This is a genomic window from Paenibacillus sp. J53TS2, from assembly GCF_018403305.1.
GTDB lineage: Bacteria > Bacillota > Bacilli > Paenibacillales > Paenibacillaceae > Fontibacillus > Fontibacillus rhizolycopersici.
Genome location: NZ_BOSK01000014.1, coordinates 1 through 25,765 on the forward strand (window position 1 = coordinate 1; position 25,765 = coordinate 25,765).

Genomic DNA, 25,765 nt, shown 5'->3' on the forward strand with positions numbered 1-25,765 from the left:
CCTCGATTTCCTGTACAATGGCTAACTTCTCTACGTCGGTAAGCTTTTTATTTGGCATGAAAAATGCTCCCCCTCACGGTAAACAGGTTTTATTATTTCACCTGTCTACAGTAGGGGGAGCATATCAGATTCGGGCGGTCCTTTTTTTGCCTTTTTGCTGCCGAACATATGATCTTTTTTAACATTACGTTTACGATTGGACACAAAAATGTAACCCGTCCTATCAAGGTTTTGAGCCATTTGGTGAGAATTACCTGAGCTTCTGGTTACAAAATTGTGATATATTCAATAAGCCGAAACCTTACTTCAAGGTGCGGGGGACGAAAGCTGATAACGAACCAGGGTGAACCGAATTCGTTTCTTGGGGTGAAGCGCGTCAATGGATGCGCCGGGAACGTTCCTTTTTTCCGAATCCGACAACTAACTCCGCAGGCGTAGTAAAAAGGAGGGCAATTCATTGAAAAGTCGTATCTGGTCTAAAATAGCAGCATCGGCGTTGATCGCCGCAAGTTTGACGATTACCCTGCAGACGGCTTCCGTCCATGCAGACGCGGTACATAAAGCCGTGGAGGGAGACACCTTTTATCTTCTTGCCAAACAATACGGCGTGGAATTGAACAAGCTGATCGCTGCAAATCCAACCATTAATCCGCAGAATATATACGGTGGCTTGAACATCACCATTCCGGGGGGCGAAACCCGCGCATTGGCTTTGGCTTCCGCCGCACCGGCTAAACAGGAGGTTGCGCCGGCTGCAACTTCGACGACAGCTGTCGCATCCAAGCTGAAGGTGATGTCTAACGACAACGTCGTTGAGGCTTGGGGAAAAACGTTTACTTACTCGCAAACGATTAATGTGAAAGCCTCGGCATATACCGCGTCGGCAAGCGAAAATGGAAAATGGGGCGCGGTAGACTACTTTGGCAACCCGCTGAAGCTCGGCACCATCGCCGTCGACCCGAAGGTCATCCCGATGGGCACGAAAGTCCTGGTAACCGGACACAGCCATGATGGCTTGCCGGATCAAGCGTTTGTGGCTACAGCCAGCGATCAGGGCGGTGCGATTAAAGGGAACCGCATTGATATCTTTATTCCGGGGAGCACAACTGCCGCGAAAGCATTCGGCTATCAAGACGTTACCCTGTACGTATTGAAATAGGACACGATCACAAGCAAGAGAGCTCCCTCAGACGAGGGAGCTCTTTTGCGTTAGCGATATTTGGTTGTTTGCAGAAGCTCGGCCAGATCGACGAGATGATAACCTTGCGCCTGCAACGTGTCGATAATCTCCGGCAGAGCTTGAATCGTACCGTTCAGATTGGATCCGACACCGCCGCCCGAATGCTGAAGGATAATTGAGCCAGGACCCGCGGTATCAATCACGTTTGATTTAACCTTGTTTTTGTCGATACCTTTCCAATCTTGCGAATCTACATTCCAATTGACGAGGGTATAGCCGTTTTTCTTTGCCCACTGCACCTGTTCCTCCCTAATCTCCCCATAAGGCGGGCGGATGAGCTTGGGGCGGTAGCCTACGGAATTTTGGATAATTTTCTCCGTACGCAGGATTTCCGTTTGAAATTGTTTGACGGAGCGCTTGCGGAAATTCGGATGACTGAAGGAGTGATTGCCGATGAGATGCCCCTCTTGATGGATCCGTTGCATCAACTTGGGAAATTTCTTAGCCCGTACTCCGACCACGAAGAAGGTTGCCTTGATCCCTTTACGATGAAGCACATCGAGAATTTGCGGCGTAAATCGTGGATCAGGACCGTCATCGAAGGTCAGGGCGATCTGTTTCACTTCCGGACCTCGGAATTTGAAGGTCTCCGAATATTTGCGTCGCAGCTCGCTTAGATCTACTGGTTTGGCGTCCACAGGTGCCGCCTTGTTCTCTTTCAGATCTCCTTTATCCGACTGACTCCTTGTTTCATGAACAACTGAGGAGGCATGAACAGTCTGAAGCCCGGAGCCGCTGTACATAAACAGAGAAGCGGCCATGCACAAGAATAGTGCTCTCTTAAGCTGGATAAGCAAGGTTAGTCCTCCTTCATTCCCATACTGTACCTAAGATGTAGTATTCCCTAACTGTTGCAGAAAATGAATGAAAACGATAAAAAAACAGCGGTTATGGAAACCAATATGCGGTTGTGAGATAAATCACAGACGTTCTTGGCGAAAAATTGCATCCTTTGATGAAGCATAAATGAGAGGGATGTGATAGATTCGTGGCAACTGTAGTGGCCAACCAAGAAGTCGCGCATGGGGTGTTCAAGCTCACAGTGCAAGGGAAGTTCACGGGGAAAATGGGGCAATTTTATATGCTGCGCGCCGGGGATCAATATCCTTTGCTCTCCCGTCCGATTAGCATCTTTGATCTCAAAGAGGACCAAATCGAGTTCCTGGTTCTGGTTGCGGGGGAAGGAACCGCACGTTTATCCGGACTGAAGCCTGGGGATTCATTAAGACTGGACGGTCCGTTTGGCAACGGATTTCCGCCCTTGGAGGGAAAGACGGCTTTCGTAGGCGGCGGAATCGGCATCGCCCCATTTTATTACGCACTGCGTGAAGCGCCGGAGGCCGACGTATACCTCGGCTACAGCCGCGAGTCCTATATGGTCGAAGAGTTTCAAGCTGCATCCCGTGGCAGAGTGACGGTTGACGTGGGCGGCTCGATATTAGATCGGGTAGATTTTCGGAACTATGATACGGTGATCGCCTGCGGGCCTCATCCGATGCTGCATGCGGTCCAGCGCAAACAAGCACAAAGCGGTGGCCAAACCAAGGTCTACGTTTCCTTGGAGAATCGTATGGCCTGTGGCATCGGCGCTTGCCTTGTATGCAGCGTGCAATGCAAAGACGGACGGAAGAAGGCCTGTGCAGACGGGCCGGTATTTTTAGCGGAGGAGGTCGTGTTCGCATGACTCGATTAACGTGCAGCCTCGCGGGGGTTTCTTTTAAGAATCCGGTCGTCATGGCCTCCGGGACGTTTGGTTTTGGCAAAGAGTATGGGGCAATTTACGATATTAACAAGCTGGGCGGATTGTCTGGCAAAGGGCTAACGTTACATCCGAAGGCCGGGAATGACGGGATTCGCGTTGCGGAAACGGCGTCCGGGATGCTGAATAGCGTTGGCCTGGAGAATCCGGGAGTCGCCGCCTTCCTGCGCGAAGAATGCCCGCGGTGGGAGCAGCTTGATTTGGCACGAATCGTAAATTTGGGCGGGAATACGATTGAAGAGTACGTGGAAGGCGCCAGGCTGATTGATGAGGATGCGGCTAGGCGGAAGCAGGAAGGCAGAACCGCCGTCGACATGATCGAGCTAAACATTTCCTGCCCGAACGTTAAAGCCGGAGGGATGGCCTACGGGATCAAAACAGACATTGCCCGTCAGGTGGTCCGCGAGGTCCGGGCGGCAACGGCGCTGCCACTGGTCGTCAAGTTGTCCCCGAACGCTGAGGATATCGTCGGTATGGCCGTGATGTGCCAGGAAGAACAAGCGGACGGCGTATCGCTGATCAATACGTTCTCGGCGATGAAAATCGACATCTTCAAGCGGCGGAGCATCTTTGACAATTTATATGCCGGTCTGTCCGGTCCGGCTATCAAGCCGATCGCTTTGCGAATGGTACATCAAGTCAGTCATGCCGTGACAATCCCGGTGATGGGAATGGGCGGGATCAGCAGTGCAGAGGATATTGTCGAGTTTATCATGGCCGGCGCGACCGTCATTCAGGTGGGGACCCATAATTTCGTAAACCTGCGAGCGGGGGAGCGGTTGGTCAGCGATCTTGAGGCATGGATGAACCGGGAAGGCATCCAGGCCTTGGACGAAATCCGCGGAATCCTATAAAATAAAGGCATACTGTTTTGGAAGGGAGCTGCGGCAATTGTCATTCGAGGATATCAAGCTGGAAGCGATCCCGGTCGGACGTGATTTGCTGCTGCTAATCACGGGAGGCGTCTCGCACATTGGCGCGGCGTCAACCGCTTATCCGTCGGGTGAAGGCACTGAAGCGGTGACTTCCGCTGTGCCAGGGCACAAGGAGCATACCTTAAGCGAAGAGTATGCCCGCCGCGCCTCTGCGGCGCTAGGCCGAACCGTCACCGTCGTTATGGGCATTCATTACGACAATTTGAGCAAAGAAGAAATTAAAGAGATTTCAAAACGAACGACAGAGATGCTGGATCATTATTTGCTGGAACAGCAGGGGAATGGAGCGAATCCGCGATGAGAGAAGCCGATCAGGATAAATTTCGCCGTAAAGCGCTTCCGGTGGCCGAGGCACAGGCGAAAATCTTGCCTTATGCGAAGGCAACGGAAGCCGAGATGGTTTCGCTACCTGAGGCTTACGGTCGAATTCTTGCGAAGCAGGTCGTCGCACCGCACCCGTATCCGCATTTTCGCCGCTCGGGCATGGACGGGTTCGCGATCTTGAGCAGTGATACGTCAGATTGCCATGCAGGACATCCTGTCCTTCTGGAAGTGGTGGATGAGATACCTGCTGGATCGGTTCCCAAGGTGAAGTTAAAGCCGGGACAAGCGGCCCGAATTATGACCGGGGCCAAGGTTCCCGATGAAGCCGACGCCGTTGTCATGTTCGAAATGACCGAATCTGTGCTCCAAGAAGGTCAGACCTTTATCCGATTGATTCGCGAAATCGAATCGGGTAAGAATATTACACCGGTCGGGCTTGAGTTGTCCGAGGGAGATGTGATTCTGGAGGCTGGCCGCAAGCTGTCGGCTGGCGAGATTTCCGTGTTGGCCACATTCGGCATTCACCGTGTCCCGGTAATGAGACGCCCGAGAATCGCGGTTTTTTCCACGGGTTCGGAACTGCTGCGCATCGATGAACCTTTGCAAGACGGGCGAATCCGTAACAGTAATACGTATTTGCTGTATAGCCAAATTACCGAAGCAGGCGGCGAACCGTTCTTGTTCGAGGCGATCGAGGATGATTTAACCAAGGCGAAGGCGCAGGTTGAGGCGGCGTTCGCCAACTACGATGTTGTCGTCACTACCGGCGGCGTATCTGTCGGAGACTATGATATCATGGCTGATCTGGTGTCGGGCGGCAGCGTGGATATGCTGTTCAACAAAGTGACGATGCGACCGGGGAGCGTAACGACAGCCGCAGTGAAGGACGGAAAGCTGCTGTTTGCATTATCCGGTAACCCGGGGGCTTGCTTCGTTGGTTTCGAGCTGTTCGTCCGTCCGGCGATCGGAAAGATGATGGGAATCGTTCAGCCGTTTCTGCCTGAGTTGACGGCAGAGCTAGCCCGACCTTATCCCAAAATCAATAACTTTACCCGCTTCGTGCGCGGCCGGCTGGAGCTCCTCGAGGGCAAGCTTTACGCCATTCCGGCAGAGCTGGACGAATCAGGCGTAATGATCACGATCAAGGACAGCGATGCGTTGATCGTGATCCCTCCTTCCAGTACGGGGATGGAAGCGGGCGAGCGGGTAGCTGTACTGAAGCTGCCGGGAGGTAATCTCTGAATTTGATTCAATTATGGGTTTCGTAGGATGGAGGAGGGGCTGGCGTGGCACCGGTTTTACAAATCGTCGGTTATAAAAATAGCGGGAAAACGACGTTAATCACTCGATTGGCAAAGTTATTTAATGGCATGAATCTTCGCGTGGCCGTGATCAAGCATGACTTGCACGGGTTTGATGCCGATCGGGAAGGCACGGATTCATTTCGCCATCGGGAGGCTGGTGCTACAGCAGCAGCGATTACTTCGCCTTGGCGGACAGCGATTTTCGAAGAGCGAGAAACGCCGCTATCCGAGCTCATCGATCATTTCGCCGGCTATGATCTGATCTTGGTGGAAGGCTTCAAGCAGGAACCGTATCCGAAAATGGTGCTGCTGCGCTCCACGGAAGACGAGCCGTTAATCCATGAATTGAAACAGGTTTGCGCCATTGTTCAGAAAGAAGCGGACTTTCCCGTCAACGAGGCGGATCCACGCCGTTTCCAACGCGACGAGATCGCGCAAATCGCCGAATATATCCGGCAAAACTGGTTGTAGATGTTTGGACGCAAAGAGGACTTTCCCGCATAAACTGCAGGGAAGTCCTCTTTTCATAAAAGCGAAGGGTGTCCATGGACAATTAACTGCTGGCGCGACGCTCAATCGCCTCGGACATCGTTTTGTCAGTGAGGTGAGCATATACCTCTGTCGTCTCCGTTGAAGCGTGGCCGAGCTGCTCTTTGGTCTTGTAAATATCGTTCTGTAAATAATAGTCGGTGGCGAAGGAATGCCGTAGCTTATGGACCGTCAAATACGGCTTCCCGAACCGTTTAGCGTACTTGATGATCATCGCTTGAATGGCGCGCTTGGTCATTCGTTTCCCTTCTTTATGACCGTTCGGAATGGCCACGAATAACGCCTTTTCCCGTTTAGGGGTTTGATACCGTGTCTGGCGAAGCATCATATAGCCGGTCAAATCATCCTTGGATTGTTCCCGAAAATAAACGGGCGTTTTGAATGACTCGTCGTTATTGCCTTTTCGATAGACGTAAATGAGCTTATTTGTAAGATCCAAGTCATCCACGTTCAGGTTTACGACTTCGGAGACGCGTAATCCGGAGTTGAGAATCAGGCTCGCGATACAGGCGTCCCGTTCTTTATTCAGCCCATAGGCATACAATGCCTGCTTGTTATCCGCAACATCGTGGCCGTATCCCTCGGCAATGTAGGCGATGAATTCGGTCAGTTCGTCTTCTTCCAGAATTTTGCCCTTGAGCTTGGCTGCCGTATCCTTCGGTTTCTGAATGCGTTTGATTTCCACCTTGGCCATGATATTTCGTTTCAACAGCGGATAATAGTTTTCGTCCTCGGCGATTTGGCTTAGATAATGAAAAAGCGAGCGCAAGGACGACATTTTTCGCGACACAGTAATTTTGGAGTTCGTGCTCTCCGTTCGCGTAGTCAAGTGCAACCGGTAACCGACGATGCTCTCCATGTGCAGCGTCTCTAGATCCAGGAGCGTGATTTGGCCGTTCGCCGCCGCCGCCGATAATCCCTCCGCACGCAGCCATCCGAAAAACTGCTCATAGTCGCGCACATATTCGAGCAAGGTGGAGGGGGAGAGGTCCGGCAGCTTATAGTCGATAAACTGCTGCACGAACCAGGGCATCTGAACGACCTTCTCATCCAACCTTCGGCGATCGATGATTTTCTGAATATTCATGTTGGTCCCTCCTGAGATTTCTGGCTTCCGTTATCGTACGTAAAAAATGTAATCCGGCTCGCCGTGGGTTTGGGGGACTTCGCGGATCTCCACGTTCCCGAATACTTCCCTCAACCGCAGGACGAAATCTGGCGAGGGGGTCGCACTCCAAAACGACAAGCACCCGTTAGGCCGCAGCCGGTTTCGTAGGGCCGCAAGACCGGCCGCATCGTACAGGGAGGCGTTGCCGTCAAACACTTTCCAATCCGGTCCGTTGTCGATGTCAAGGCAGATCAAATCGAATGATTCCGCCGTTTCGCGAATCCAGGCAACCAAATCCGCATGGATCAACCGCGTTCTCGTTTGCTCGAGAGCATGACCATTGACATGAGCCAAGACAGAGCGGTTCCAATCGATCACTTTGGCTTCGATCTCCACAACGGTCGCTTCCTTCACGCGGGGGTCGAGAAGCGCTTCCTGCAGCGAAAAACCGACGCCTAAGCCGCCGATCAGCACCTTATCGGGCGAAGGGACCAACTCCAGCGCACGGCGGACTAGCAGGCGCTCCGACTCGCCGTTATACGTAGCCATCAGAAAGGTGCCGTTGCTGATGATTTCGAACGCCTCGCCGCGCCGTTGCAACTGGATTTCGCCTCTAGGCGTTACGGCATTTTCAATGATTTCAAGCGGCATATCGATATCATTCATCAGGATTACCTCCATTTGATTACCATAATATATATTATGTAAACTAATTGGACCATATCAGGATTTTGAATTCAGCAGAGCATGATTGAATTTTTGCAGCAAAGCGGCAAAGATTTCCGTTTCTTCCTCCGCCCAATCCGAGAGAAGCTCGCGAATACGCGTTAACCGACCTTCTTTATAAACGGCATACTCTTCAGCGCCCAGCTCTGTAATCTCCAAGAAAAAAGCGCGTCGATCCGCCGGATCCGGAATTCGCCGCACATAACCTTTTTGCTCGAGCGCAGCCGTTTGACGGCTGACGGTTGAAATGTCCAGCTGATACTCGTCGGCCAATGATTTGACACCCACCGCGCCGTGAGCACCAATACGATGCAGCAGCAGGTAGGCGGAACGGTCTAAATTACCGTATTTTCCGGAAGCCGTTGCTGTAGTTATCCGTCGGTATAATACAGCCATCTCTAATTCGATGGTTTCAAGCGATTTTTCATCGATCATTTCAAATACCTCACAGGCAAATAGGATAAGTTTATCGTATCATAGAATGGACATGAAATTAAATGAATGCAGGCCTCGAGTAGAGGGAAGCGCCTTTACGAAGGTCGAGCAATTGACAACAATTTGTGTAGTTGTATAATACAATTATATGAGGGGGATATTCCATGCAAGCGCATGAGATCATGATTAAGCAAGTTTACAAAGTCAAGGAGACCGATACGGTTCGCTCCGTCATCGAAAGATTCATGGAATATCGCATCAGCGGGCTTCCGGTGGTCAACGAACGGAATGAGATCGTCTCCTACATCAGTGACGGCGATATTATGCGGTACATCGGCAAACACCGCGACGTCGTGGTGGATTCGATTTATTATGTCGCTGTATTTAAAGGCGACCAGGAGGATTTTGAACAGCGCGCACAGCGGTTGCTTGACCTCAACGTCAAAGAAATCGGCAAGAAGAAAGTATATACCGTTTCATGGGATGAAGAAATTGAGAACATTGCGGCGATTCTAGGGAAGAAGCAGATTAAGAAGCTCCCAGTCGAACGCAACGGGGTGCTTGTCGGAATTATCAGCCGGGGAGATGTGATCAGGCATTCCTTTAAATCTTTCTTATAACCCGGGGAAGGAGTCTTTATGTCATCATCGTCAAAAACAGCAGTGTTATCTGAAACTACCGAACGTTTAGAACTCGAAAATAAGAGTCTATTAAAACAACCCAAAGCCGTTTGGGCTGTTTTTTTTGCCTCGATTATCGCCTTTATGGGCTTGGGGTTGGTAGACCCGATCCTGCCGGCCATCGCGGCCAGTCTGAACGCTTCGCCCAGCGAAGTGACCTTGCTGTTCACCAGCTATAATGCGGTGATGGCGGTTGCCATGTTGATTACCGGGGCGATCTCCTCCCGGATCGGCATCAAGTGGACGTTGCTTGCCGGCATCGTTGTGATCGCGGTGTTCTCCGCGCTGGGCGGAATGGCCGACGACGTGTGGACGATTATCGGTCTGCGCGGGGGTTGGGGCCTCGGCAACGCTTTGTTCGTCGCTACGGCCTTGTCGGCCATCGTTACGTTATCCGGCAGCGGGACCGCCAAAGCGGTTATTCTCTACGAAGCCGCGGTTGGCCTCGGCATCTCGGTCGGCCCGCTCGTCGGCGGCTGGCTGGGAGCTATCTCCTGGCGCGGGCCGTTTCTTGGTGTAGCCTCGCTTATGGTTATCGCATTCGTTGGTCTCAGCATCCTCATGCCTAAATCATCCGAGAAGGGCGGCTCAAAAGCTACGCGCACTTCCGTAATGGCCCCATTCCGGGCCATGCGCTACCGTTCCCTGGTTGTGTTGGGATTAACCGCCTGCTTCTATAACATCGGTTTCTTCACACTTATGGCTTATGCTCCGTTTGTGATGGGACTGGATGAACATGGTCTGGGTTACGTCTTCCTAGCGTGGGGCATTCTGTTGGCAATTACCTCTGTAGTGACAGCGCCTAAGCTGCAAGAAAAATTCGGTACGGTGAAATCGATGGGGGCCATGCTGTTTCTGTTTGCTCTCATGCTGCTGGCTATGGGAATTTGGACAGATACCCAATGGGTGATTATCGTCGCCGTCATTGCCGCAGGGGCACTGCTTGGAAACAACAATACACTGATTACTACGGCGGTGATGAACGCCGCGCCAGTCGAGCGCTCCACGGCTTCGGCCGCCTACAGCTTCCTGCGGTTTTTGGGCGGGGCGGTGGCTCCGTTTTTGGCCGGTAAACTAGCCGAGTGGTTTAACCCACATGTCCCGTTTCTCGTAGGCGCCGGTTTCGTACTGCTTGCCGTGCTGTTCATTGCCATCAATCATAAGCATGTCAAACATGTTGATGAGGTTCGCTCGGGGCATTAATTAAGGACGATAGCGGATGTAATTAATATCATTAATTAACGTTAGTTCATCACGTGAATTGATTGGGCAAAAAAACGTCCGGTGCCGCATACCCGCAGCAGACCGGACGCTTTTTTATTTTACGCTATCGATGAAAATAAGGGATGTTGTTATTACAAATCCAGGTTAGCGATCTCCGATTTGAGTTTATTCGCAGAGGCGTGGAATTGGGTCAACTCTTCATTGCTCAGCTTCAGGTCCAGCACTTCGCGAACGCCGGAGCGGTCCACAATACTCGGCACTCCGAGGTAAACGTCGGATACCCCGTTGTAATCGGTCAGCAGCGTCGAAACGTTCAGCACGGACGCTTCGTTTTGCAGGATGGAGACGATGATCCGGTCCAGCGCAAGCGCAATCGCGTACGACGTGGCGCCTTTGGCGTTAATGATCTCGTATGCGGCATTTTTCGTGCTGTTGAAAATCTCCTTACGATCTTCTTCGGAGAATTCCAAACCAATCCCCGCAACGTTGGCCAAGCTCCAAAGCGGAAGCTCCGAGTCCCCGTGTTCGCCGATAATATGCGCATGGATGCTGCGCGGGTTAATCTTCTTATTTTGACCGATCAAATAACGGAAACGTGCGCTGTCAAGCAGGGTCCCGGAACCGATCACGCGATTGGACGGGAATCCGCTCTTCTTCAAGGTGACATAAGATAAAATGTCAACCGGGTTCGTGGCCACAAGGATGATCCCGTGGTCATTATATTTAACGATATTCTGAATAATGTTATCGAAAATGCCGGCATTCCGTTTCAGCAAATCGATTCGGGTCTCCCCAGGACGTTGGGAAGCACCTGCAGCGATCACGATAACGTCGGCATCGGCGCAATCGCTGTAATCACCGGCCCAAAGCTTTACCCCGCCGGTAAAGGGAAGACCGTGATTCATGTCGAGCGCTTCGCCAAGTGCCTTTTCTTTATTGGCATCGATCAGCACCAACTCGGAAATCCGTTCTCTTAAGAGCAGCGTATAAGCGGTTGTTGCGCCAACCGCCCCCGTGCCGATGATAACAACCCGGCTGGAACGCAATTTGTTTTTCATTTTTTTCATCTCCTCGTCGTATTCTCCAAACCTTAGCTTGCGCCAAGGCTTGCATTCTTAACCTGTTGTTTTGCATGTGTTCAGGTCGCTTCGTCGCTTTCAAGGAGAAAGCGCGATATGTAGTTCGCCCAAATTCCATTGTACCTGAAATAAGCTCAAAATTTAAAGTAAAATGTGGAATATTCAGTTTTAATAGAATAATTACATAATAAATATTATGTAAACTAAATATCATTATCCAAAACATGTTATCACTTTGTAACCAACGATTAACGATTCTGTAAGGACGAAACTCTCGCTTTATATTATTCTAGTAATTAGAAAAAGAGAGAGGAAACCGGTGAACGATATGTCGCCTTACGGAAGACGAAGTGAAAAACATGGAGAGCGCACCGCACGTTCTGGTTCAACACGACCGGTGAAGCTCGTGATGACAGCAGCGATCGTCCTGGCAGCGTCATCTTTGGCACTGACTGCGATGGCGGTCGCCCCGCTGTTACATGAATCGCTCCCGTTTCAGAAGCCTACCCGCGTGGTTATACCGGCGAAATTGGCGGCTGTAGAAGAGGGGGAGCAAGAGCAGAGCATAGCGCCGTCTGGATCGGAGCCTTCTCAGCCTGCGGTAGAACCCGTTGTAACACCGGTAGAAGACAAGCCGACGCCTCCCGTTCAGCCAACGGTCGAGACGAAACCTCCGGCGGTACCCGATAAAAAACCTAAAACCACAGAGAAGCAGAAAGTCATCTATCTGACCTTTGATGACGGACCTAGCAAATACACGGAGCCGCTGCTTGATATTTTGGAGCGTTATCAGATCCACGGTACGTTCTTCATGATCGGAAATCAACTCAGCAGCCATAAAGAGGCCGTTAATCAGACGCTGGAGGCTGGTCATTATATTGGTTTACATAGCATGACGCACAACAAGAAGAAATTGTACGACGGGAATGGATCTGCTCATTTCGTGGAGGAATTTACGAAAGAACAGCAGTTGTTTGAGAAGCTGACCGGAACTACGCCGAAGCTGATTCGCGCTCCCTATGGCAGCAAGCCGGAAATCGGTGAGAAATTCCGCGGCGACATCGCCAAAGCCGGGTTTAAAATGTGGGATTGGACGGTTGATTCTAAGGATTGGAAATATCCGGATAGCCCCAGTTCGATCCTCAAAGAAGTGAAGCGTCAAACGCACCGCAACACAGAAGTGATTCTCCTGCATGAGAAAGCGCAAACCATAAAGGTTTTACCGCAAATTATCGAATACCTGCAAAGCAAGGGCTATGCCTTTGCCGTGTACAAACCTGATCAGCATGTCACGGTCAACTTCGGGAACGATCCGCGTCTATAACGGCGGAAAGCGCCTATGGTATAATGAGAGACGAACTAGATTATGCAGAAAGCGAGGTGGTTCGGGTTGAGCTTGTGGCACAAGTTGACCGGAACCGCCCTGGTGTTGGTCCTGCTTCTGACGGCTTGCACGTCTGAGATGCCTCCGGCTGCCGCTCCTGTTCAAGATGATCCTTCCGAGGAAGGGCAGACAATTACGGTGATCAATCCGGAATCTTCCGAAAACCAGGGAAATCCCGCCGCCACTTCGGCGGAGAACAAAAACAACCGCTACCAAATTCAGACCCGTCTAACCGACTTTCAGTTGCTCAGCGCTACGACGGGGTTAGCTTGGGGGAACACGCGAAACGAGCTTCGGCTCTACATTACGGAAGACAACGGCAAAACGTGGACCAATATTTCTCCCGCCGCATCCGTGCCGTTTTCAACCACGCCCGAGTATGGTAAAGATATCTTTTTTCTTGACCCGGATCATGGTTTTATCGTTCGTAATCCTGCGGGTTCCGGAGATACGATTGTCCTGCGTACGACGGACGGCGGAGTGACCTGGAAGGTCACTTCGTTCCCCGGAACCGGGGAGGTGAAGGCGATGGTATTCGCTGACTCGGCCAATGGATGGATCTTATCCGAAGGGTCCCCTAGGGAGGGAGGCCAAAAGTCACTCTATGCCACTGATGATGGAGCCCAATCCTTTGAAGCTTTGCTCGGGGGAACCGACCCCGTGAGCCTTCTGTCCTCAGATCACCCTGCAGGAACCTTAGGCACGGATCCATCCATGGCTTTTACGAGTCCACTCCGGGGGTTTGTTAGCGAGAAGATGGATGGGCTTCCGACGCTGTATATGACACAAAATGGCGGATTGACTTGGACGCAAAACAAACAGTTCTTCAGCTTGGACAAGTATAAAACCTGCGACAGCTTTACGATCGGAAATGTATCCTTCTTCTCGGGCAGTACCAAAGAGGGGTGGATTCCCGTTGGCTGCAGCCGTGGAAATTCTACGAAATTCAATGGTTATTTCACCGAAGATGCCGGTGACACATGGAAGTTAGCGCAGTTCAAATTGTCTTGGCAGACTGGATTAAACGAGAAGCTGACCCCAACCTTCTTGACCCGAAACGAAGGCTGGACGATACTCGATTCAACGGTCTATTATACGTCGGATCAAGGAACGAGCTGGGAGCCGCTGCCGGATAATGAGAAACTGATCGAGACGCTAAAAGGTTACCCCGTAATCGTGAAGCTTCAGTTCTTTACCTCCCGCGTGGGATGGCTGCTGGTTGCCAAAGAGGATCAACAACGCTCACTGCTTATGCAAACGAAAGACGGGGGACGAAGCTGGCAGGTGTTGTAGGTTCAACGATAATATCAAGCACGGCACGAGGTGTCGTGCTTTTTTACGCGCAGAAACAAAGAAAAATAGTGACGTTCATCATATTGTGAAATTTATCACGTGTGCAGCTTAGACTTTGTGATATATTTAACTTGTAAGAAAGATCAACAACAAAAGGGAAACAAAACGGAGCCAAAGCTCCCCAATACGATAGGAGTGGAACCCTAATGAAAACGATAGCTCAAGAGGAAACAGTAACTCGCAACTACCTTCAGTTTTGCTACAACTGCGACGACGCTCACCTGTGCACGACCGAAGAACAGTGTAAAGCTTGCTGGGCAGAGAAAGGGCTTGACGAGGCGTTCGAAATGGAAGCTGATGGCGCCGAAGAAACCCGTCAACTGTTGTTCGAGTACTATGCATAATTCTGATCCATCCGATTTGGTACCCAATTAACCTCCGGTTCGCAAGTGCGAATCGGGGGTTTTTGGTTTTTCTAGGGATATCTTGGACAAGAGTGGCATATTTTCTGGACACGTTGAATAACAAGTTTTATTTCGCGTCGGCATATACTTAGGGGGAAAGGGGAGAACAGCGGGTACGGAGCAACCTCTTGAAGGAGGGAAAACGTGATGCAGTCTTGGACGGAAATGTTTGGCGTAGTGGAAACGGCGTTGCCGATCCTGTTTGTGGTGATCATCGGGATTCTGGCAGCTATGGCAGCTAGAGGGCTTCTTCGCACCATTGGAAACAACCGGCAACCGGTGCTTAGCGTCCAGTCCGTCATCGTCAGCAAGCGGACCGAGGTTAGCCATCGCCATGACACCGACACCTCGGTGAATCGGTCCGACACGAAGTATTATGTGACCTTCGAGGTCGAAAGCGGCGACCGCTTGGAGTTTGCTGTATCCGGGACGGAATACGGGCAATGTGCGGAAGGAGACGAAGGAAAGCTGACGTTTCAGGGCCGCCGTTACCACGGCTTCGAGCGGGTTGGTCGAACCTACCGGACCGAGTTGCAGGAATACCGGAAGTCGCATAGCTCCGGGTAAGTCAAGGATCGAAGATCCGTCAAAATGACAAGAAAGGCAGGCAGGGTAAGGTTGAAACCGATCGAACAACAAAAAACAGAAGCGTAACGGATAGTCAGACCTCTTCGTCGACTCTTGCGAATACGCTTCTGTTTTTGTTTGTATAACCTCTTTAATAGGATAAGGCGTTGGTTTGCGCTTGCTCCAGAATCGACTGAGCGACAGCGCGGCCGCTGGAGAAGGCACGCTCGGCTAACTCGCCTTTGCCTTCGCAGCCGTCTCCACAGAAGAAGAAAGGTACGCCAGCTAAACGATTCGGCAGCAGCTTGTTGGTGTGAATATTCTTGACGCTGGCGACCATCGCTTTCTTGGACACCCGCTTCACTTCCACAAACTCGCGCCAGTTTGGATAGTACGTATCAAACAACGCTTCCATTTGTTGGGTCTTCTGCTCCAGGTATTGCTTCTTCTGCTCCTCGTCCGTGAAGTCATCGTTCAAGTAAGCAATCCCCTGCAGTAACTGTCCATGTACGGGGGCCACGGTATAGTCGGTGGCAGAGACATCGCTGATGAATATTTTATGATCCATATCGCTGATATAGTGGAATGGACGGGCTACAACTTTGGTAAATCCAACATCGTAAACGAGCACTTCGGTCGAAGTGTTATTCTTGTAGGGATCCAGAGTACTTGCCCAAGGTGTGTCTTCCAGCAGTTTGGTCACTTGTTGGACCGGCATTGCGAAGATCACTTGATCGTATACGAGTTGTTGCCGGGTCTTCGTATTTAACACGAATTTACCGTCTTCCATCGTAATCGATTCGACCGGTTCCTTGACGGCGATGTCCCAAGCGTCGTTGGCGCCAATTTTATCGATCAGTTGATCGGTAATCGTCGCCCAACTGCCAAGAATGTAGCTAACCGGTCGGCCGGAGAGGAATAGGTTGTGATAGTATTCGGCGATAACCTCGCCGGACACTTTGCGCGCTTCCTCCGGGGTAATGAAGAAGTTGGAACATACGAGATGTTCCCACAATTCTTTGACGTCCGCCGAAGCGTGCGAGTGGTCCAAGTAATCGCCGAGAGTCCGATGCTGTTTCAAATGATGGATGTTACCGATCACAGCGGCGATTTCGGCGACGAAGCGGACTTTCTCCCTTGGCGTTAGTACATCCGTTTTCATAATGTTGACGAAATCGAGCGGGGCAGGGGTTAAATGCCCGTGTTTGGCGTACACCACTTTACGCTTATCCACCTGTTTGCTCTGGAATTTCAAATGCAGCTCTTCTTCCATGGAATGGAGCGTATGTCTGTCGATGCCGTATACTGCGTGTGCTCCGTAGTTCAGAGTAAATCCCGATTTTTCATAAGTGAAGGCCCGTCCGCCGAGCTGCGGGCTCCGTTCAAACACTGTTCCGGACGTGTCACTGTCCGACAGGTATGCAGCAGCCGTAAGCCCGGCCAGACCGCCGCCAATAATCGCGATTCTCATGAGGTAACCTCCTAAAAGGTAAAATGAAGCAACCGTTTTATAACGAAACCAGCAAAAACGTATAAATAAACGTTATTCATCTACAGTATATGCTATTCGTGTAAGCGCGTCCATAGAAATAGTCACGAAATGTTCAATATTGTAACCGTATTCACATGCAAGCGGTTAGTCGGGTACTTGACACCGAATTTTTTCCAGTGCTAAGCACCAAGATAGGCGGATGCACATAGGATATATCGTTCAGCAGAGAGGGAGGGGGAGCCAAATTGGCCGTCATTAAAGCAAACTCCGAAGATGTTAGACTGCTGGCGCGCCTGATGCGCGCGGAAGCGGAAGGGGAAGGCGAGCAGGGCATGCTGATGGTCGGCAATGTCGGCGTGAACCGGATCTTGGGCAACTGCCTTGATTTTCAGGATATCCGTGACATGAACCGAATGGTGTTTCAAAATCCTGGCGGCTTCGAAGCTACGGTGAAGGGCTATTTCTACCAAAGGGCTCGCGACCGCGATATTCGATTGGCACAGCGCGTCATCAATGGTGAACGGATTTGGCCAGCATCCAACGCCTTGTGGTTTTTTCGGCCTGCGGGAGATTGCCCGGCTACCTGGTATAATCAGCAGAACACCGGCCGGTTTAAAGCGCACTGTTTCTTTTCTCCATCCGTGGAAGACTGCCCTTCCGTTTATTAACTTCAACCTTTCGTTTGACCAATCATGAGGAGGAATGGATTGCATGTTTACTCAGCAATTTCGGCCGGCAGCTTATCCCGCAGGCCATGGTACTTATCCGACAATGCCTGGATTAGGCGGATATCCGCAGCAAACGGGAGGGGCAATGCCGCCGCAAGTGCCTAGCGGAAGCCCGATGACGCCCGGGGGCACTGTTATGCCCATGCCGATTCAGAACTATGAGCAATCGTACATCGAGAACATTTTCCGTCTGAATTTAGGCAAAATCGGCACATTCTACATGACATACGAGAACAACAGCGAGTGGAACGCGAAGGTTTTCAAAGGCGTGCTGGAAGCCGCCGGTCGCGATCATATCATCATCAGTGATCCGGTTACCGGCGTGCGGACGGTCATGCTGATGGTTAATTTTGACTATGCGACGTTCGACGAGCCGCTCGTCTATCAATATCCCGGCGTAATCGGTTCGCCGCCGCCGACCAGACGATAAAATTCTTAAGCCCCTTCCAAGAGGGGCCTTTTTTTATTTTTCAAGCCTGCCACGCCTGTTCGTCAGGAATACCGCAGCGTTTGACTGTGTAGTGTATAATAATATAATTAAGAAGAATTCATCATACAGGATGCAATTGCATGGCAAAAGGAGATGGATCCCTTGGGAAATTAACGCTGCAGTTCTCATATGAAAAGCAATGGAAGTTCGATGATTTTAATCCACGAAGGAGGTGCACCTATTCGTCGCCAAACCGGCGGGAATAGGAAACGTATTGGGTGACCCTTTACCGAGTCTTTATTCTGTAGGATTTATGGTGTTATTGGTGTTGCTAAACGGATTTTTCGTATCGGCCGAATTTGCCATCGTGAAAGTGAAGAGCTCCCGGATCGAGGCTTTAGCCGATGAGGGGCGAAGGAATGCAAGGATCGCTAAAGAACAGTTAGGCCGATTAGAGGGGTACTTATCGGCTTGCCAGGTAGGGATTACCCTCAGTTCGCTTGGGCTCGGCTGGCTAGGAGAACCGGTGGTATCCCGTATGCTTGGGCCGCTGTTTGAAATGATGGGTTTGGGTGATAGGCCAGGGTTTATCGTTTCGTTAGCGGTTTCGTTTATTCTTATCGCTATTCTTCATATCGTGTTGGGGGAGCTAGCCCCAAAAACGATCGCCGTCCGCAAGGCTGAGGCCATCACGTTATGGTTCGCCTGGCCGATGCGAATATTTTACCGTCTGATGTACCCGTTCATCTGGCTGTTAAACGGATTGTCCGCCGGTCTCTTGCGATTGTTCGGCATCGCGCCGGTGTCGGAGCAGGACTCGTTGCATACAGAGGAAGAAATTCGAGTGATGATGAAAGAGAGCAGCGAAAGCGGATTGATCGACAGCACGGAAATGTCGTTAGTGGATAACATTTTTGAGTTTGCGGATACCACCGCCCGGGAAATCATGATTCCTCGGACCGAAATGATTTGTTTATATACTCAGCATTCGCTGGAAGAAAACCTGGAAATCGCCCTGGAAGGCACAAGAACCCGTTATCCCGTATGCAATCAGGACAAAGACCATATCATCGGATTTATTCATATTAAGGATTTGATTCGCTCTCAAACCCGCAATCTTCGCGATTTGATTCGTCCGATCATGGCTGTGCCGGAATCCATCCCGATCAGCGATTTGATGAAACGGATGCAGCGGGGGAGAACGCAAATCGCCATTTTAATCGACGAATACGGCGGAACCTCCGGTATGGTCACGTTGGAGGACATCGTCGAGGAAATCGTCGGCGAAATTCAGGATGAGTTCGACGAGGAACGTCCTGGCATCGAACAGTCGGATACCCATGAGTATTCGATCGATGGGTTGATGTTGATTGAGTCGATTAATGACCGATTCGGTCTGGAGCTGGATTCCGACGATTATGATACCATAGGCGGCTGGCTGTATTCACGGATCGATATCCTGCCACCGCAGGTGGGGCAAACGGTGGAATACGGCGAATATACGTACGTGGTGGAGGAAACCGACAACAAGCGAATCTCTCGCGTGAAGCTCATACGCCAACAGCTGTTGCCGTTGGAAGAAGCCGGCGCATAAAAGCAAATAGAACCGGATGTCTCTATTAGATCGAGGCATCCGGTTTTTGTTCTTCCCATTCCGTATTCAGCATTTTTCTAATCCCTTCCCGGGTACGAAATAACCGTTGACGGACGAGATTCTCGCATAACCCCATTCGATCGGCAATTTCTTTATAACTAAGGCCTTGCTTCCAGCGATATTCGAGCAGCATGCGGTATTCTGGTTTAATATGATGTAAATACGAACTGATGGCTTCTTCCAGCAGCTTGGTTTCCACGCACCCCTCGACAGAGTCCTCCGGCCATGCCGTGGCGGCGATCTCCTGTAGTGCACAATCTGTGTCAACAGTATTGTCGTGTTTCCGATTTTTACGCAAGTAGGTGATGGCCATATTCCGTGAGACCGTCCTTAACCATGCGCGTAAGCTGATTTCATTATCGAAAGTCGGTTTCTTGAGGACAACCATCAGGAACGCTTCCTGGATAATATCCTCGGTTGCTTGATGATCCTTGACCCTATAATAAACAGTACCGTATACCAAATCGAAATAGGCGTAGTAGACTTCTTCCTGGACATGTTCGGGGAGCTCCAAATAATTTGCGGTAAGTAAGCACTGTAACTGACTGGACATAAAGTTACCTCTCTATCTCGTATCCTTAATCCCATTCTAGCAATCCACTATCCCAATTTTACTCTACATTCACAATAAAAGGAATGTTTTACCATGAATATTACAAAATGCCGATCTATTTCGCCAGGTTTCTACAGATGACGTAACTGTAGTGATCTATTACAATAAAGGAAGTGTGTGTTCTGCAGCTGTGTAAGGCGAGAGGAGAGAATTCGTGAAGCGTTTGTTTTGGATGGGATGTTGGTCTTATCTACTGATCGGATTGGCGCATGTTGTGGTCGGTTCGTTGATGCCTAGTTTGCTGGAGCATTACGGTAGAACCTACGGTGACGGGGGGATGTTGATCTTCGCCCAGTTTTCCGGCTTCCTTGTGGGAGTATTGGTATCCCCCTTGTTGATAGCAAGACTCGGGAAGTTGAATGGTTTGCTTATCGCTACCGGAATGTTGTGTGCGGGGGAGTTCGTTTATACGCTGCTTCCGCCTTGGGAATGGATGTATGCTGTTGGAGCCGTAGCCGGCTTTGGATTTGGGATGATAGAAGCGGTGATCGGAACCATCATTATTGCTTCCTTCACGGAGAGAACTGCCGTAGCGATGAGCAGGTTAGAAGTCTTCTTCGGACTCGGGGCACTCCTGATGCCGCTGGCTGCAGGTGCCTTTATTCGATTGGAGTCTTGGCGGTATACCTTCCTGTTAGTCTCGGTTCTGGCATTCGTCCTCTTGTTCGCCTGGGGAAAAGGCCGCTTCGGTGATTTTAAAGAGACCCTTCAAGCTAGAGGTGTGAAGACGGCAGAGAAGGGGGATTGGCTGAAACCGTACCAGGGAACCCGAGGGCTGCTGCTCGTTGTCTTTATTGTTTTCTTCTTTGTGTACGTCGGCACGGAAATGAGCTTCGTTAATTTCTTGCCGTCTCTATTGATCGAGAAGCTCGGAATCACTAAGCCAACCGCTGCGTTCAGTGTGACTCTTTTCTGGGTGGCCATGACGATCGGTCGTTTATTTGCTGGTGTCATCGCGGAGCGAATTTCCTATAGCCGTTACGTGACCTTGGGCTGCCTGATCAGTTTCATCGTCATTGCTCTGTTTGCTTGGAGCGGAGGGATGGCTTTGCTGTTCACCTTCATCGTTCTGTTTGGTTTATTTATGTCGGGACTTTTCTCCATCGCGCTCGTCTTTGCCAACAAGCTGTTGCCGGGCTCTGAGGAAACGACCCCCAGCTTATTGATCGCTTCAGGCGGCGTGGGGGGCGCATTGTTGCCCCTGTTGGTGGGAGAGACGATGGACATTGGCGGCGCGGACACGACGGCATGGGTATTGGCCGGGTTCCTAGCGTTGCTGGTTCTCTTAAGTGTGGCCGCTGTGATGATCCAGCGCAGCCGGGCCCATGCGTCATTCATGATATCAGCGAATGTCGAATCCTAAATTAGGATTACATCCTAAAAAGCGCCCCTTGGCAGAATGGATCTGCCAGGGGCGCTTTTTGAATTTCTCAGGTTAGAATGCCCAGTTTCCTTTCGCGAAGATCTGTTCCTCTGTACCGTCCGCGGTAACGCCATAAATATCCATCTCGGCGGATCCGACCATAAAGTCTTCGTGCGCCAGGCTGGAATTTAATCCACGCTGCGACAGTTCGTCCTGGGACATCGATTTCCCGCCGTCTAGGTTAAAGGCGTAGGCATTGCCGATCGCCAGGTGGTTGGATGCATTCTCGTCAAATAACGTATTGTAGAACAGAATGCCTGATTGCGAGATCGGGGAGTTGTGCGGTACAAGCGCCACTTCGCCCAGGTAATGCGAGCCTTCGTCCAACTCGACAAGCTGCTTCAGAACGTCGGCGCCAACTTCAGCTTGATAATCGACGATACGCCCGTTTTCGAAAGTCAACGAGAAGCGGTCAATAATGGTGCCCCGGTAGCTAAGTGGCTTCGTAGCAGCTACTGTACCGTTAACCCCCGTTTTGTGCGGAGCGGTAAAGACTTCCTCTGTCGGCAGATTTGCCAGGAACGTATTTCCCTGCGCGTTGAGGCTTTCGGCTGCAACCCACAGGTGGCCTTCCGGCAACTCGATCGTGAGGTCAGTTCCTGGAGCTTTATAATGCAGCTTCTTATAGCGCTTTGCGTTCAAGTAGTCGGATTTCTGCGTTAAATTGTCGATGTGCTGCTGCCAAGCGGCGATCGGATCCGGCTGGTCCAGGCGAACCGTGCGGAAAATGGCTTCCCACAAGGCCTGAACACGTTGTTCTTCCGGAAGGTTAGGGAACACTTTATCCGCCCATACCTTGGATGGAACCGCAACGATCGACCAGCTGAATTTATCGGACATTTGCATCTCACGGTATTTGCTCATTGCTTTACCGTAAGTTTTCTGATGGTTGGTGAGACGTTCGGTGGAAACGCCTTTCAACAAGTCGGGATCGGATGAAATCACGTGCAGCACAGCCGCACCGTTCTCCACGAATTCCAGCATTTCGCCGGCATACCATTTGGGTTCATCCAGGAAGGAATCCTCCGCAGCCATATCATAGCGAAGACGAGTAACCACATCGTCGCTCCAGTTGACTTTGACGAATCTAGCACCGGCTTCATAAGCTTGCTTGACGATGAGACGGACGAGTTCCGCGCAATCAATGGTCGCGTTGATGATCAGGTTTTGGCCGGGCTGTACGTTCACGCCTATTTTGACGGCCAGTTCTGCATATTTTTCCAGTTTCGTTTGAAAATCGGACATTTACGGTCTCCTCCATACTTTGGAAATAGGTTATTGTCTTATCATACACCATCTCAAAACGAATTTGTAATGCGGGTCGAAGGGGTCAGCCAATAATAATTTTGCCTTCCGGGTACTTCAGCAATTCCTTCTTGGACCTCGAGGTAAATGCATAAGCCAACGTCAACGGTCCGATCCGTCCGAGGAACATGACCGCGCAGAGCAGCACCTTACTGATCTCAGTCAGCTTTGGCGTCACATCGAGGCTCAAACCGGCGGTGGCAAACGCGGAGGTCGTCTCAAAGAGCAGGTTCAGAAACGTAACGTCCTCGAGCGCGGATAATGCCATGGCGACGGAAATGACCAAGAACATCGCCAGCCATGTTTGCGTAATTGCATTTATGATCGAAGCCTTGGGTAGACGTTGGCGGAAGAAGACAATATCCTGCTTACCGCGCATCATCGCATAGATCGCCCCGAGCAAAATGGCGAACACCGTGACTTTGATTCCGCCGCCGGTCGATCCGGGGGCCGCACCGATGAACATGAGCAGAATCAATAAAAACTGGCTCGATTGCTCCATATCCGCTACCGATACGGTGCTGACTCCGCCGGACCGGGAGCTGACGGAATGAAACAAACTGGCGAAGATGCGGTCCATCCAATTCATTGGACCCAGGGTATGCGGATTATTCGCTTCGATCAACAATAAGATCACTGCGCCGACGACCGTCAGAATGCCGGACATCGTCAGGACAACCTTGGTATGTAGGGACAATCGCCGGTTTTGCTTATAACCAAGCAGGTCGGCAATAACGATGAAGCCGATCCCGCCAAGGAAAATCAAAAGCATGAAGACAAGGTTGACGAACGGGTCGCCAGCGTACTCGGCCAACCCGCTAAAAGGCCCGTGAATTCGGCCGAATAAATCGAAGCCGCCGTTATTGAAAATCGAAATGCTGTGAAAGATGCCAAAATACAACGCTTGTCCCAGCGGCATGTCGCGGGTGAACCGGGCGAACAACAGCAGTGCGCCGGCCGCTTCGATCGTTAAGGAATACGCCATGACACGCAGGATCAACGGCATCAAGCCGCCGATCTGATGATGGTTCAGCGATTCCTGCAGTACCAGCCGTTCACGCAGCGAAATCCGGCGGTTGAACGCCAGCGAGATCAAGGTGCCTACCGTCGTAAAACCGAGCCCCCCGATCTGTACTAGCAGCAGGACGACGATCTGTCCGAACACGGTGAAATGCGTGCCGGTATCCACGACAGCCAGTCCGGTTACGCAAGCGGCCGAAGTAGCGGTAAAAAACGCATCAATGAGATCAAGCCGATGGCCCTCCGCCGTTGCGGGAGCAAGCGATAGCAAAAATGCACCCAGCGTGATTACCATCGCAAAGCCGAAGGTTAATATTTTTGCGGGCGAAAGCGCCGTTTTTTTTCGTTTCGGCAAGGGAAGTCACCTCCGTACATGTTCTGCATATTGCTATTGACTTAAAACATGGTACGATATTGCAAGAAGACTGTCCAATATGAATATAAGTAATTGCCGGATAAAGGAGTTGTGATGCATGACCGAGTTGAGTATTGTTCACGCAGAAATGAAGCGAGAGGAGGACGGGTCTTACATAGGCAAAACCGTCTTTGATGTCAGTTCGCACAAAGCAAGCTACGAAATTACGTTTTTTAGCCAAAAGGGGAAGGATTGGGATTACAGCCTTCACTATGCGAACGAGCCCGGAGTGGAAGAACAATTCCTTGCGGTTGATGCGCGGCTCGAGGAGGACGACGATTGGTTTGATATCTTATTGGACGCCGCGCTGGATACACTTCCAGAGGTTTAATCCGTAACTCTTCCGGCGTACCGGGAGAGAGGGAGAGGAGGAACAAACCGTGTGGCAACACCCGTTTTACCGAACATCGCTGGGGATCATTTTGGTATTGACGATCATCTATTTGTTGTCCAAGGTCAGCTTTATCTTTAACCCGCTGGTAACGCTCGTGTCTATTTTGATTGTCCCGCTGACGATTTCCGGATTTCTCTATTACCTGCTTCGACCGATCGTTCAGTTTCTAGAGCGCAAGAAGCTGAACCGGATGCTTTCGATTCTGCTGATTTATCTGATGTTCGCGGGAGTGATCACGATTTTCCTGATCGTTGTTTGGCCGCCGCTGCAGAAGCAGATCATCGAATTCATGAACAACGTACCAAAGTTGATCGACGGCGTACAATCGCAGATGAACGACTTCCGCAATAACCGTTATCTCTCAATGGTGACGGACGAAACGAGTCCGGAGCTGATGAACAAAGTGACGGAATATCTGAACTCAGCCATGGAAGCCATCTCCGGTTATTTATCGCACGTGGTGACTTTTCTAAATGATTTCGTCATTGTGGTTGGTACGGTGCCCATCCTGCTTTATTACATGTTGAAAGAAGACGAGCGGGTCACGCCGTCACTGGTACGGATGCTTCCGGTTCGATATCGCCGGGACGGGGCAGGCGTCATTCATGAGATTGACAATATGCTGAAGGGGTTTATCGCCGGACGGATGATTAGCGCCGTGCTGCTCGCCTTTATGAGCTTCATTGGGTTTTGGCTGATCGGCTTACCGTACCCGTTACTTCTGGCAGTCGTTGGTGCGCTATTTAACTTCATCCCGTATTTTGGGGCATTGCTCGGAGCGATTCCTTGTGTCATTGTGGCGTTTACCGTCTCCCCATCCATGGTGGTATGGGTCATCCTTATCGTGGTGGTGGCGCAGCAAATCGAAGGCAATTTAATCTCCCCGTACATCTACGGCAAAACGATCAATATCCACCCTTTAACAACGATCGTCTTGTTGCTCGTGGCCAGTGACTTTGGCGGCATCCTGGGCATGATCTTGGCCATTCCTATCTATATGATGCTGAAGATCATCGTACTCAAGGCGCATAAGCTGTATTTTGCCGAGAAAATCGAAGAACTGACCGAATAGGTTTTGCCAATCTTATTTCAACAAGACATCCAAGGTGATCAAAATCATATCTCACGCCCCCGTGATTGGGCGATGATTATTCTAATAGGTAGACATTCATAAGTCAGATTGATGACTTGTTGAATTACCTCTAGATAGATAATCATTA

27 protein-coding genes and 1 riboswitch are annotated in these 25,765 nt (G+C 50.8%); of the genes, 18 read left to right on the top strand and 9 right to left on the bottom strand.

What is annotated here, in order from left to right:
- The first annotated feature begins 281 nt into the window (after positions 1-281).
- Positions 282-450: riboswitch (cyclic di-AMP (ydaO/yuaA leader) on the top strand.
- Positions 451-457: 7 nt separating this feature from the next.
- Positions 458-1,159, top strand: a complete 702-nt coding sequence (locus KJS42_RS20920) for a 3D domain-containing protein (protein WP_193416205.1) — start codon at positions 458-460, stop codon at positions 1,157-1,159.
- Between the two features lie 50 nt (positions 1,160-1,209).
- Here the strand turns inward: KJS42_RS20920 and KJS42_RS20925 are convergent, their stop codons facing one another.
- Positions 1,210-2,037, bottom strand: coding sequence for a polysaccharide deacetylase family protein (locus tag KJS42_RS20925; protein WP_244868565.1), 828 nt, complete (start codon positions 2,035-2,037; stop codon positions 1,210-1,212).
- A gap of 191 nt (positions 2,038-2,228) precedes the next feature.
- On the opposite strand from KJS42_RS20925, the gene KJS42_RS20930 reads away from it, so the two are divergent.
- The 5 genes from KJS42_RS20930 to mobB are packed head-to-tail and all read left to right on the top strand — an operon-like array spanning position 2,229 to position 6,033.
- Positions 2,229-2,924, top strand: coding sequence for a dihydroorotate dehydrogenase electron transfer subunit (locus KJS42_RS20930; protein ID WP_213624023.1), 696 nt, complete (start codon positions 2,229-2,231; stop codon positions 2,922-2,924).
- A complete protein-coding gene (locus KJS42_RS20935; protein ID WP_213624024.1) occupies positions 2,921-3,853 on the top strand; it encodes a dihydroorotate dehydrogenase in 933 nt (310 codons plus the stop codon). The genes KJS42_RS20930 and KJS42_RS20935 overlap by 4 nt, the downstream gene beginning before the upstream one ends.
- Before the next feature lie 37 nt (positions 3,854-3,890).
- Positions 3,891-4,235, top strand: coding sequence for a prenylated flavin chaperone LpdD (lpdD, locus tag KJS42_RS20940; RefSeq protein WP_213624025.1), 345 nt, complete (start codon positions 3,891-3,893; stop codon positions 4,233-4,235).
- Complete coding sequence (locus KJS42_RS20945) at positions 4,232-5,500, top strand: molybdopterin molybdotransferase MoeA (RefSeq protein WP_213624026.1); 1,269 nt, start codon at positions 4,232-4,234, stop codon at positions 5,498-5,500. Before lpdD ends, KJS42_RS20945 begins: the two co-directional genes overlap by 4 nt.
- Before the next feature lie 44 nt (positions 5,501-5,544).
- The gene (gene mobB, locus KJS42_RS20950) at positions 5,545-6,033 is read left to right on the top strand and encodes a molybdopterin-guanine dinucleotide biosynthesis protein B (protein ID WP_213624027.1); all 489 of its coding nucleotides are present in this window, start codon (positions 5,545-5,547) and stop codon (positions 6,031-6,033) included.
- A gap of 82 nt (positions 6,034-6,115) precedes the next feature.
- Here mobB and xerS read toward each other — a convergent pair whose 3' ends face one another.
- Genes xerS through KJS42_RS20965 form a run of 3 tightly spaced genes read right to left on the bottom strand, consistent with a single transcriptional unit; the run spans position 6,116 to position 8,380 of the window.
- Positions 6,116-7,198, bottom strand: a complete 1,083-nt coding sequence (xerS, locus tag KJS42_RS20955; protein WP_213624028.1) for a tyrosine recombinase XerS — start codon at positions 7,196-7,198, stop codon at positions 6,116-6,118.
- Between the two features lie 30 nt (positions 7,199-7,228).
- Entirely contained in the window at positions 7,229-7,885 is a 657-nt protein-coding gene (locus tag KJS42_RS20960; protein WP_213624029.1) for a spermidine synthase, read from the bottom strand.
- 57 nt (positions 7,886-7,942) lie between these two features.
- Positions 7,943-8,380 (bottom strand): MarR family winged helix-turn-helix transcriptional regulator, encoded by a 438-nt coding sequence (locus KJS42_RS20965; protein ID WP_155605923.1) that lies wholly within the window; start codon positions 8,378-8,380, stop codon positions 7,943-7,945.
- A gap of 164 nt (positions 8,381-8,544) precedes the next feature.
- Here KJS42_RS20965 and KJS42_RS20970 point away from each other — a divergent pair, with 164 nt between their 5' ends.
- Positions 8,545-9,000, top strand: a complete 456-nt coding sequence (locus KJS42_RS20970) for a CBS domain-containing protein (RefSeq protein WP_155605924.1) — start codon at positions 8,545-8,547, stop codon at positions 8,998-9,000.
- A gap of 18 nt (positions 9,001-9,018) precedes the next feature.
- Complete coding sequence (locus KJS42_RS20975; protein WP_213624030.1) at positions 9,019-10,263, top strand: MFS transporter; 1,245 nt, start codon at positions 9,019-9,021, stop codon at positions 10,261-10,263.
- Positions 10,264-10,415: 152 nt separating this feature from the next.
- Here KJS42_RS20975 and KJS42_RS20980 read toward each other — a convergent pair whose 3' ends face one another.
- Positions 10,416-11,342 carry an L-lactate dehydrogenase gene (locus KJS42_RS20980; RefSeq protein WP_155605926.1) on the bottom strand — a complete coding sequence of 309 codons (927 nt, stop codon included), beginning with the start codon at positions 11,340-11,342 and terminating at the stop codon, positions 10,416-10,418.
- Positions 11,343-11,772: 430 nt separating this feature from the next.
- Here KJS42_RS20980 and KJS42_RS20985 point away from each other — a divergent pair, with 430 nt between their 5' ends.
- The 4 genes from KJS42_RS20985 (at position 11,773) to KJS42_RS21000 (ending at position 15,071) form a co-directional block, all read left to right on the top strand.
- On the top strand, positions 11,773-12,687 hold the full coding sequence (locus KJS42_RS20985) for a polysaccharide deacetylase family protein (RefSeq protein WP_244868566.1): 915 nt from the start codon (positions 11,773-11,775) through the stop codon (positions 12,685-12,687).
- Positions 12,688-12,729: 42 nt separating this feature from the next.
- Entirely contained in the window at positions 12,730-14,040 is a 1,311-nt protein-coding gene (locus KJS42_RS20990) for a WD40/YVTN/BNR-like repeat-containing protein (RefSeq protein WP_155605927.1), read from the top strand.
- A gap of 206 nt (positions 14,041-14,246) precedes the next feature.
- The gene (locus KJS42_RS20995; protein ID WP_155605928.1) at positions 14,247-14,444 is read left to right on the top strand and encodes a hypothetical protein; all 198 of its coding nucleotides are present in this window, start codon (positions 14,247-14,249) and stop codon (positions 14,442-14,444) included.
- Positions 14,445-14,651: 207 nt separating this feature from the next.
- Positions 14,652-15,071 carry a DUF2500 domain-containing protein gene (locus tag KJS42_RS21000; RefSeq protein WP_155605929.1) on the top strand — a complete coding sequence of 140 codons (420 nt, stop codon included), beginning with the start codon at positions 14,652-14,654 and terminating at the stop codon, positions 15,069-15,071.
- A 151-nt stretch (positions 15,072-15,222) separates the two neighbouring features.
- Here the strand turns inward: KJS42_RS21000 and KJS42_RS21005 are convergent, their stop codons facing one another.
- Entirely contained in the window at positions 15,223-16,542 is a 1,320-nt protein-coding gene (locus KJS42_RS21005; RefSeq protein WP_213624031.1) for an FAD-dependent oxidoreductase, read from the bottom strand.
- Between the two features lie 266 nt (positions 16,543-16,808).
- Between KJS42_RS21005 and KJS42_RS21010 the strand changes: the two genes are divergently transcribed.
- The 3 genes from KJS42_RS21010 (at position 16,809) to KJS42_RS21020 (ending at position 19,315) form a co-directional block, all read left to right on the top strand.
- Positions 16,809-17,231 carry a cell wall hydrolase gene (locus KJS42_RS21010; RefSeq protein WP_155605931.1) on the top strand — a complete coding sequence of 141 codons (423 nt, stop codon included), beginning with the start codon at positions 16,809-16,811 and terminating at the stop codon, positions 17,229-17,231.
- A 43-nt stretch (positions 17,232-17,274) separates the two neighbouring features.
- Positions 17,275-17,721, top strand: a complete 447-nt coding sequence (gerQ, locus tag KJS42_RS21015; RefSeq protein ID WP_155605932.1) for a spore coat protein GerQ — start codon at positions 17,275-17,277, stop codon at positions 17,719-17,721.
- A 313-nt stretch (positions 17,722-18,034) separates the two neighbouring features.
- Entirely contained in the window at positions 18,035-19,315 is a 1,281-nt protein-coding gene (locus tag KJS42_RS21020) for a hemolysin family protein (protein ID WP_193416216.1), read from the top strand.
- A gap of 25 nt (positions 19,316-19,340) precedes the next feature.
- On the opposite strand, the gene KJS42_RS21025 is transcribed toward KJS42_RS21020, so the two are convergent.
- Entirely contained in the window at positions 19,341-19,928 is a 588-nt protein-coding gene (locus tag KJS42_RS21025) for an RNA polymerase sigma factor (RefSeq protein ID WP_213624032.1), read from the bottom strand.
- A gap of 214 nt (positions 19,929-20,142) precedes the next feature.
- On the opposite strand from KJS42_RS21025, the gene KJS42_RS21030 reads away from it, so the two are divergent.
- Positions 20,143-21,351 (top strand): MFS transporter, encoded by a 1,209-nt coding sequence (locus tag KJS42_RS21030; protein WP_213624033.1) that lies wholly within the window; start codon positions 20,143-20,145, stop codon positions 21,349-21,351.
- Between the two features lie 72 nt (positions 21,352-21,423).
- Here the strand turns inward: KJS42_RS21030 and KJS42_RS21035 are convergent, their stop codons facing one another.
- Entirely contained in the window at positions 21,424-22,656 is a 1,233-nt protein-coding gene (locus tag KJS42_RS21035; RefSeq protein ID WP_155605935.1) for an aminopeptidase, read from the bottom strand.
- A gap of 85 nt (positions 22,657-22,741) precedes the next feature.
- Complete coding sequence (locus KJS42_RS21040) at positions 22,742-24,031, bottom strand: TrkH family potassium uptake protein (RefSeq protein WP_213624074.1); 1,290 nt, start codon at positions 24,029-24,031, stop codon at positions 22,742-22,744.
- A gap of 178 nt (positions 24,032-24,209) precedes the next feature.
- Between KJS42_RS21040 and KJS42_RS21045 the strand changes: the two genes are divergently transcribed.
- A complete protein-coding gene (locus tag KJS42_RS21045; RefSeq protein ID WP_193416220.1) occupies positions 24,210-24,482 on the top strand; it encodes a hypothetical protein in 273 nt (90 codons plus the stop codon).
- 49 nt (positions 24,483-24,531) lie between these two features.
- Positions 24,532-25,617 carry an AI-2E family transporter gene (locus tag KJS42_RS21050; RefSeq protein WP_213624034.1) on the top strand — a complete coding sequence of 362 codons (1,086 nt, stop codon included), beginning with the start codon at positions 24,532-24,534 and terminating at the stop codon, positions 25,615-25,617.
- Positions 25,618-25,765: the final 148 nt, after the last annotated feature.

What these genes read in the sequence shown, in the direction of transcription:
- KJS42_RS20935 (WP_213624024.1), top strand. Translation starts at nt 2,921, where the DNA reads ATGACTCGATTAACGTGCAGCCTCGCGGGGGTTTCTTTTAAGAATCCG.
- KJS42_RS20945 (WP_213624026.1), top strand. Translation starts at nt 4,232, where the DNA reads ATGAGAGAAGCCGATCAGGATAAATTTCGCCGTAAAGCGCTTCCGGTG.
- xerS (WP_213624028.1), bottom strand. Translation starts at nt 7,198, where the DNA reads ATGAATATTCAGAAAATCATCGATCGCCGAAGGTTGGATGAGAAGGTC.
- KJS42_RS20960 (WP_213624029.1), bottom strand. Translation starts at nt 7,885, where the DNA reads ATGAATGATATCGATATGCCGCTTGAAATCATTGAAAATGCCGTAACG.
- KJS42_RS20965 (WP_155605923.1), bottom strand. Translation starts at nt 8,380, where the DNA reads ATGATCGATGAAAAATCGCTTGAAACCATCGAATTAGAGATGGCTGTA.
- KJS42_RS20970 (WP_155605924.1), top strand. Translation starts at nt 8,545, where the DNA reads ATGCAAGCGCATGAGATCATGATTAAGCAAGTTTACAAAGTCAAGGAG.
- KJS42_RS20975 (WP_213624030.1), top strand. Translation starts at nt 9,019, where the DNA reads ATGTCATCATCGTCAAAAACAGCAGTGTTATCTGAAACTACCGAACGT.
- KJS42_RS20980 (WP_155605926.1), bottom strand. Translation starts at nt 11,342, where the DNA reads ATGAAAAACAAATTGCGTTCCAGCCGGGTTGTTATCATCGGCACGGGG.
- KJS42_RS20985 (WP_244868566.1), top strand. Translation starts at nt 11,773, where the DNA reads ATGACAGCAGCGATCGTCCTGGCAGCGTCATCTTTGGCACTGACTGCG.
- KJS42_RS20990 (WP_155605927.1), top strand. Translation starts at nt 12,730, where the DNA reads ATGCAGAAAGCGAGGTGGTTCGGGTTGAGCTTGTGGCACAAGTTGACC.
- KJS42_RS20995 (WP_155605928.1), top strand. Translation starts at nt 14,247, where the DNA reads ATGAAAACGATAGCTCAAGAGGAAACAGTAACTCGCAACTACCTTCAG.
- KJS42_RS21000 (WP_155605929.1), top strand. Translation starts at nt 14,652, where the DNA reads ATGCAGTCTTGGACGGAAATGTTTGGCGTAGTGGAAACGGCGTTGCCG.
- KJS42_RS21005 (WP_213624031.1), bottom strand. Translation starts at nt 16,542, where the DNA reads ATGAGAATCGCGATTATTGGCGGCGGTCTGGCCGGGCTTACGGCTGCT.
- gerQ (WP_155605932.1), top strand. Translation starts at nt 17,275, where the DNA reads ATGTTTACTCAGCAATTTCGGCCGGCAGCTTATCCCGCAGGCCATGGT.
- KJS42_RS21020 (WP_193416216.1), top strand. Translation starts at nt 18,035, where the DNA reads ATGGTGTTATTGGTGTTGCTAAACGGATTTTTCGTATCGGCCGAATTT.
- KJS42_RS21025 (WP_213624032.1), bottom strand. Translation starts at nt 19,928, where the DNA reads ATGTCCAGTCAGTTACAGTGCTTACTTACCGCAAATTATTTGGAGCTC.
- KJS42_RS21035 (WP_155605935.1), bottom strand. Translation starts at nt 22,656, where the DNA reads ATGTCCGATTTTCAAACGAAACTGGAAAAATATGCAGAACTGGCCGTC.
- KJS42_RS21040 (WP_213624074.1), bottom strand. Translation starts at nt 24,031, where the DNA reads ATGGTAATCACGCTGGGTGCATTTTTGCTATCGCTTGCTCCCGCAACG.
- KJS42_RS21045 (WP_193416220.1), top strand. Translation starts at nt 24,210, where the DNA reads ATGACCGAGTTGAGTATTGTTCACGCAGAAATGAAGCGAGAGGAGGAC.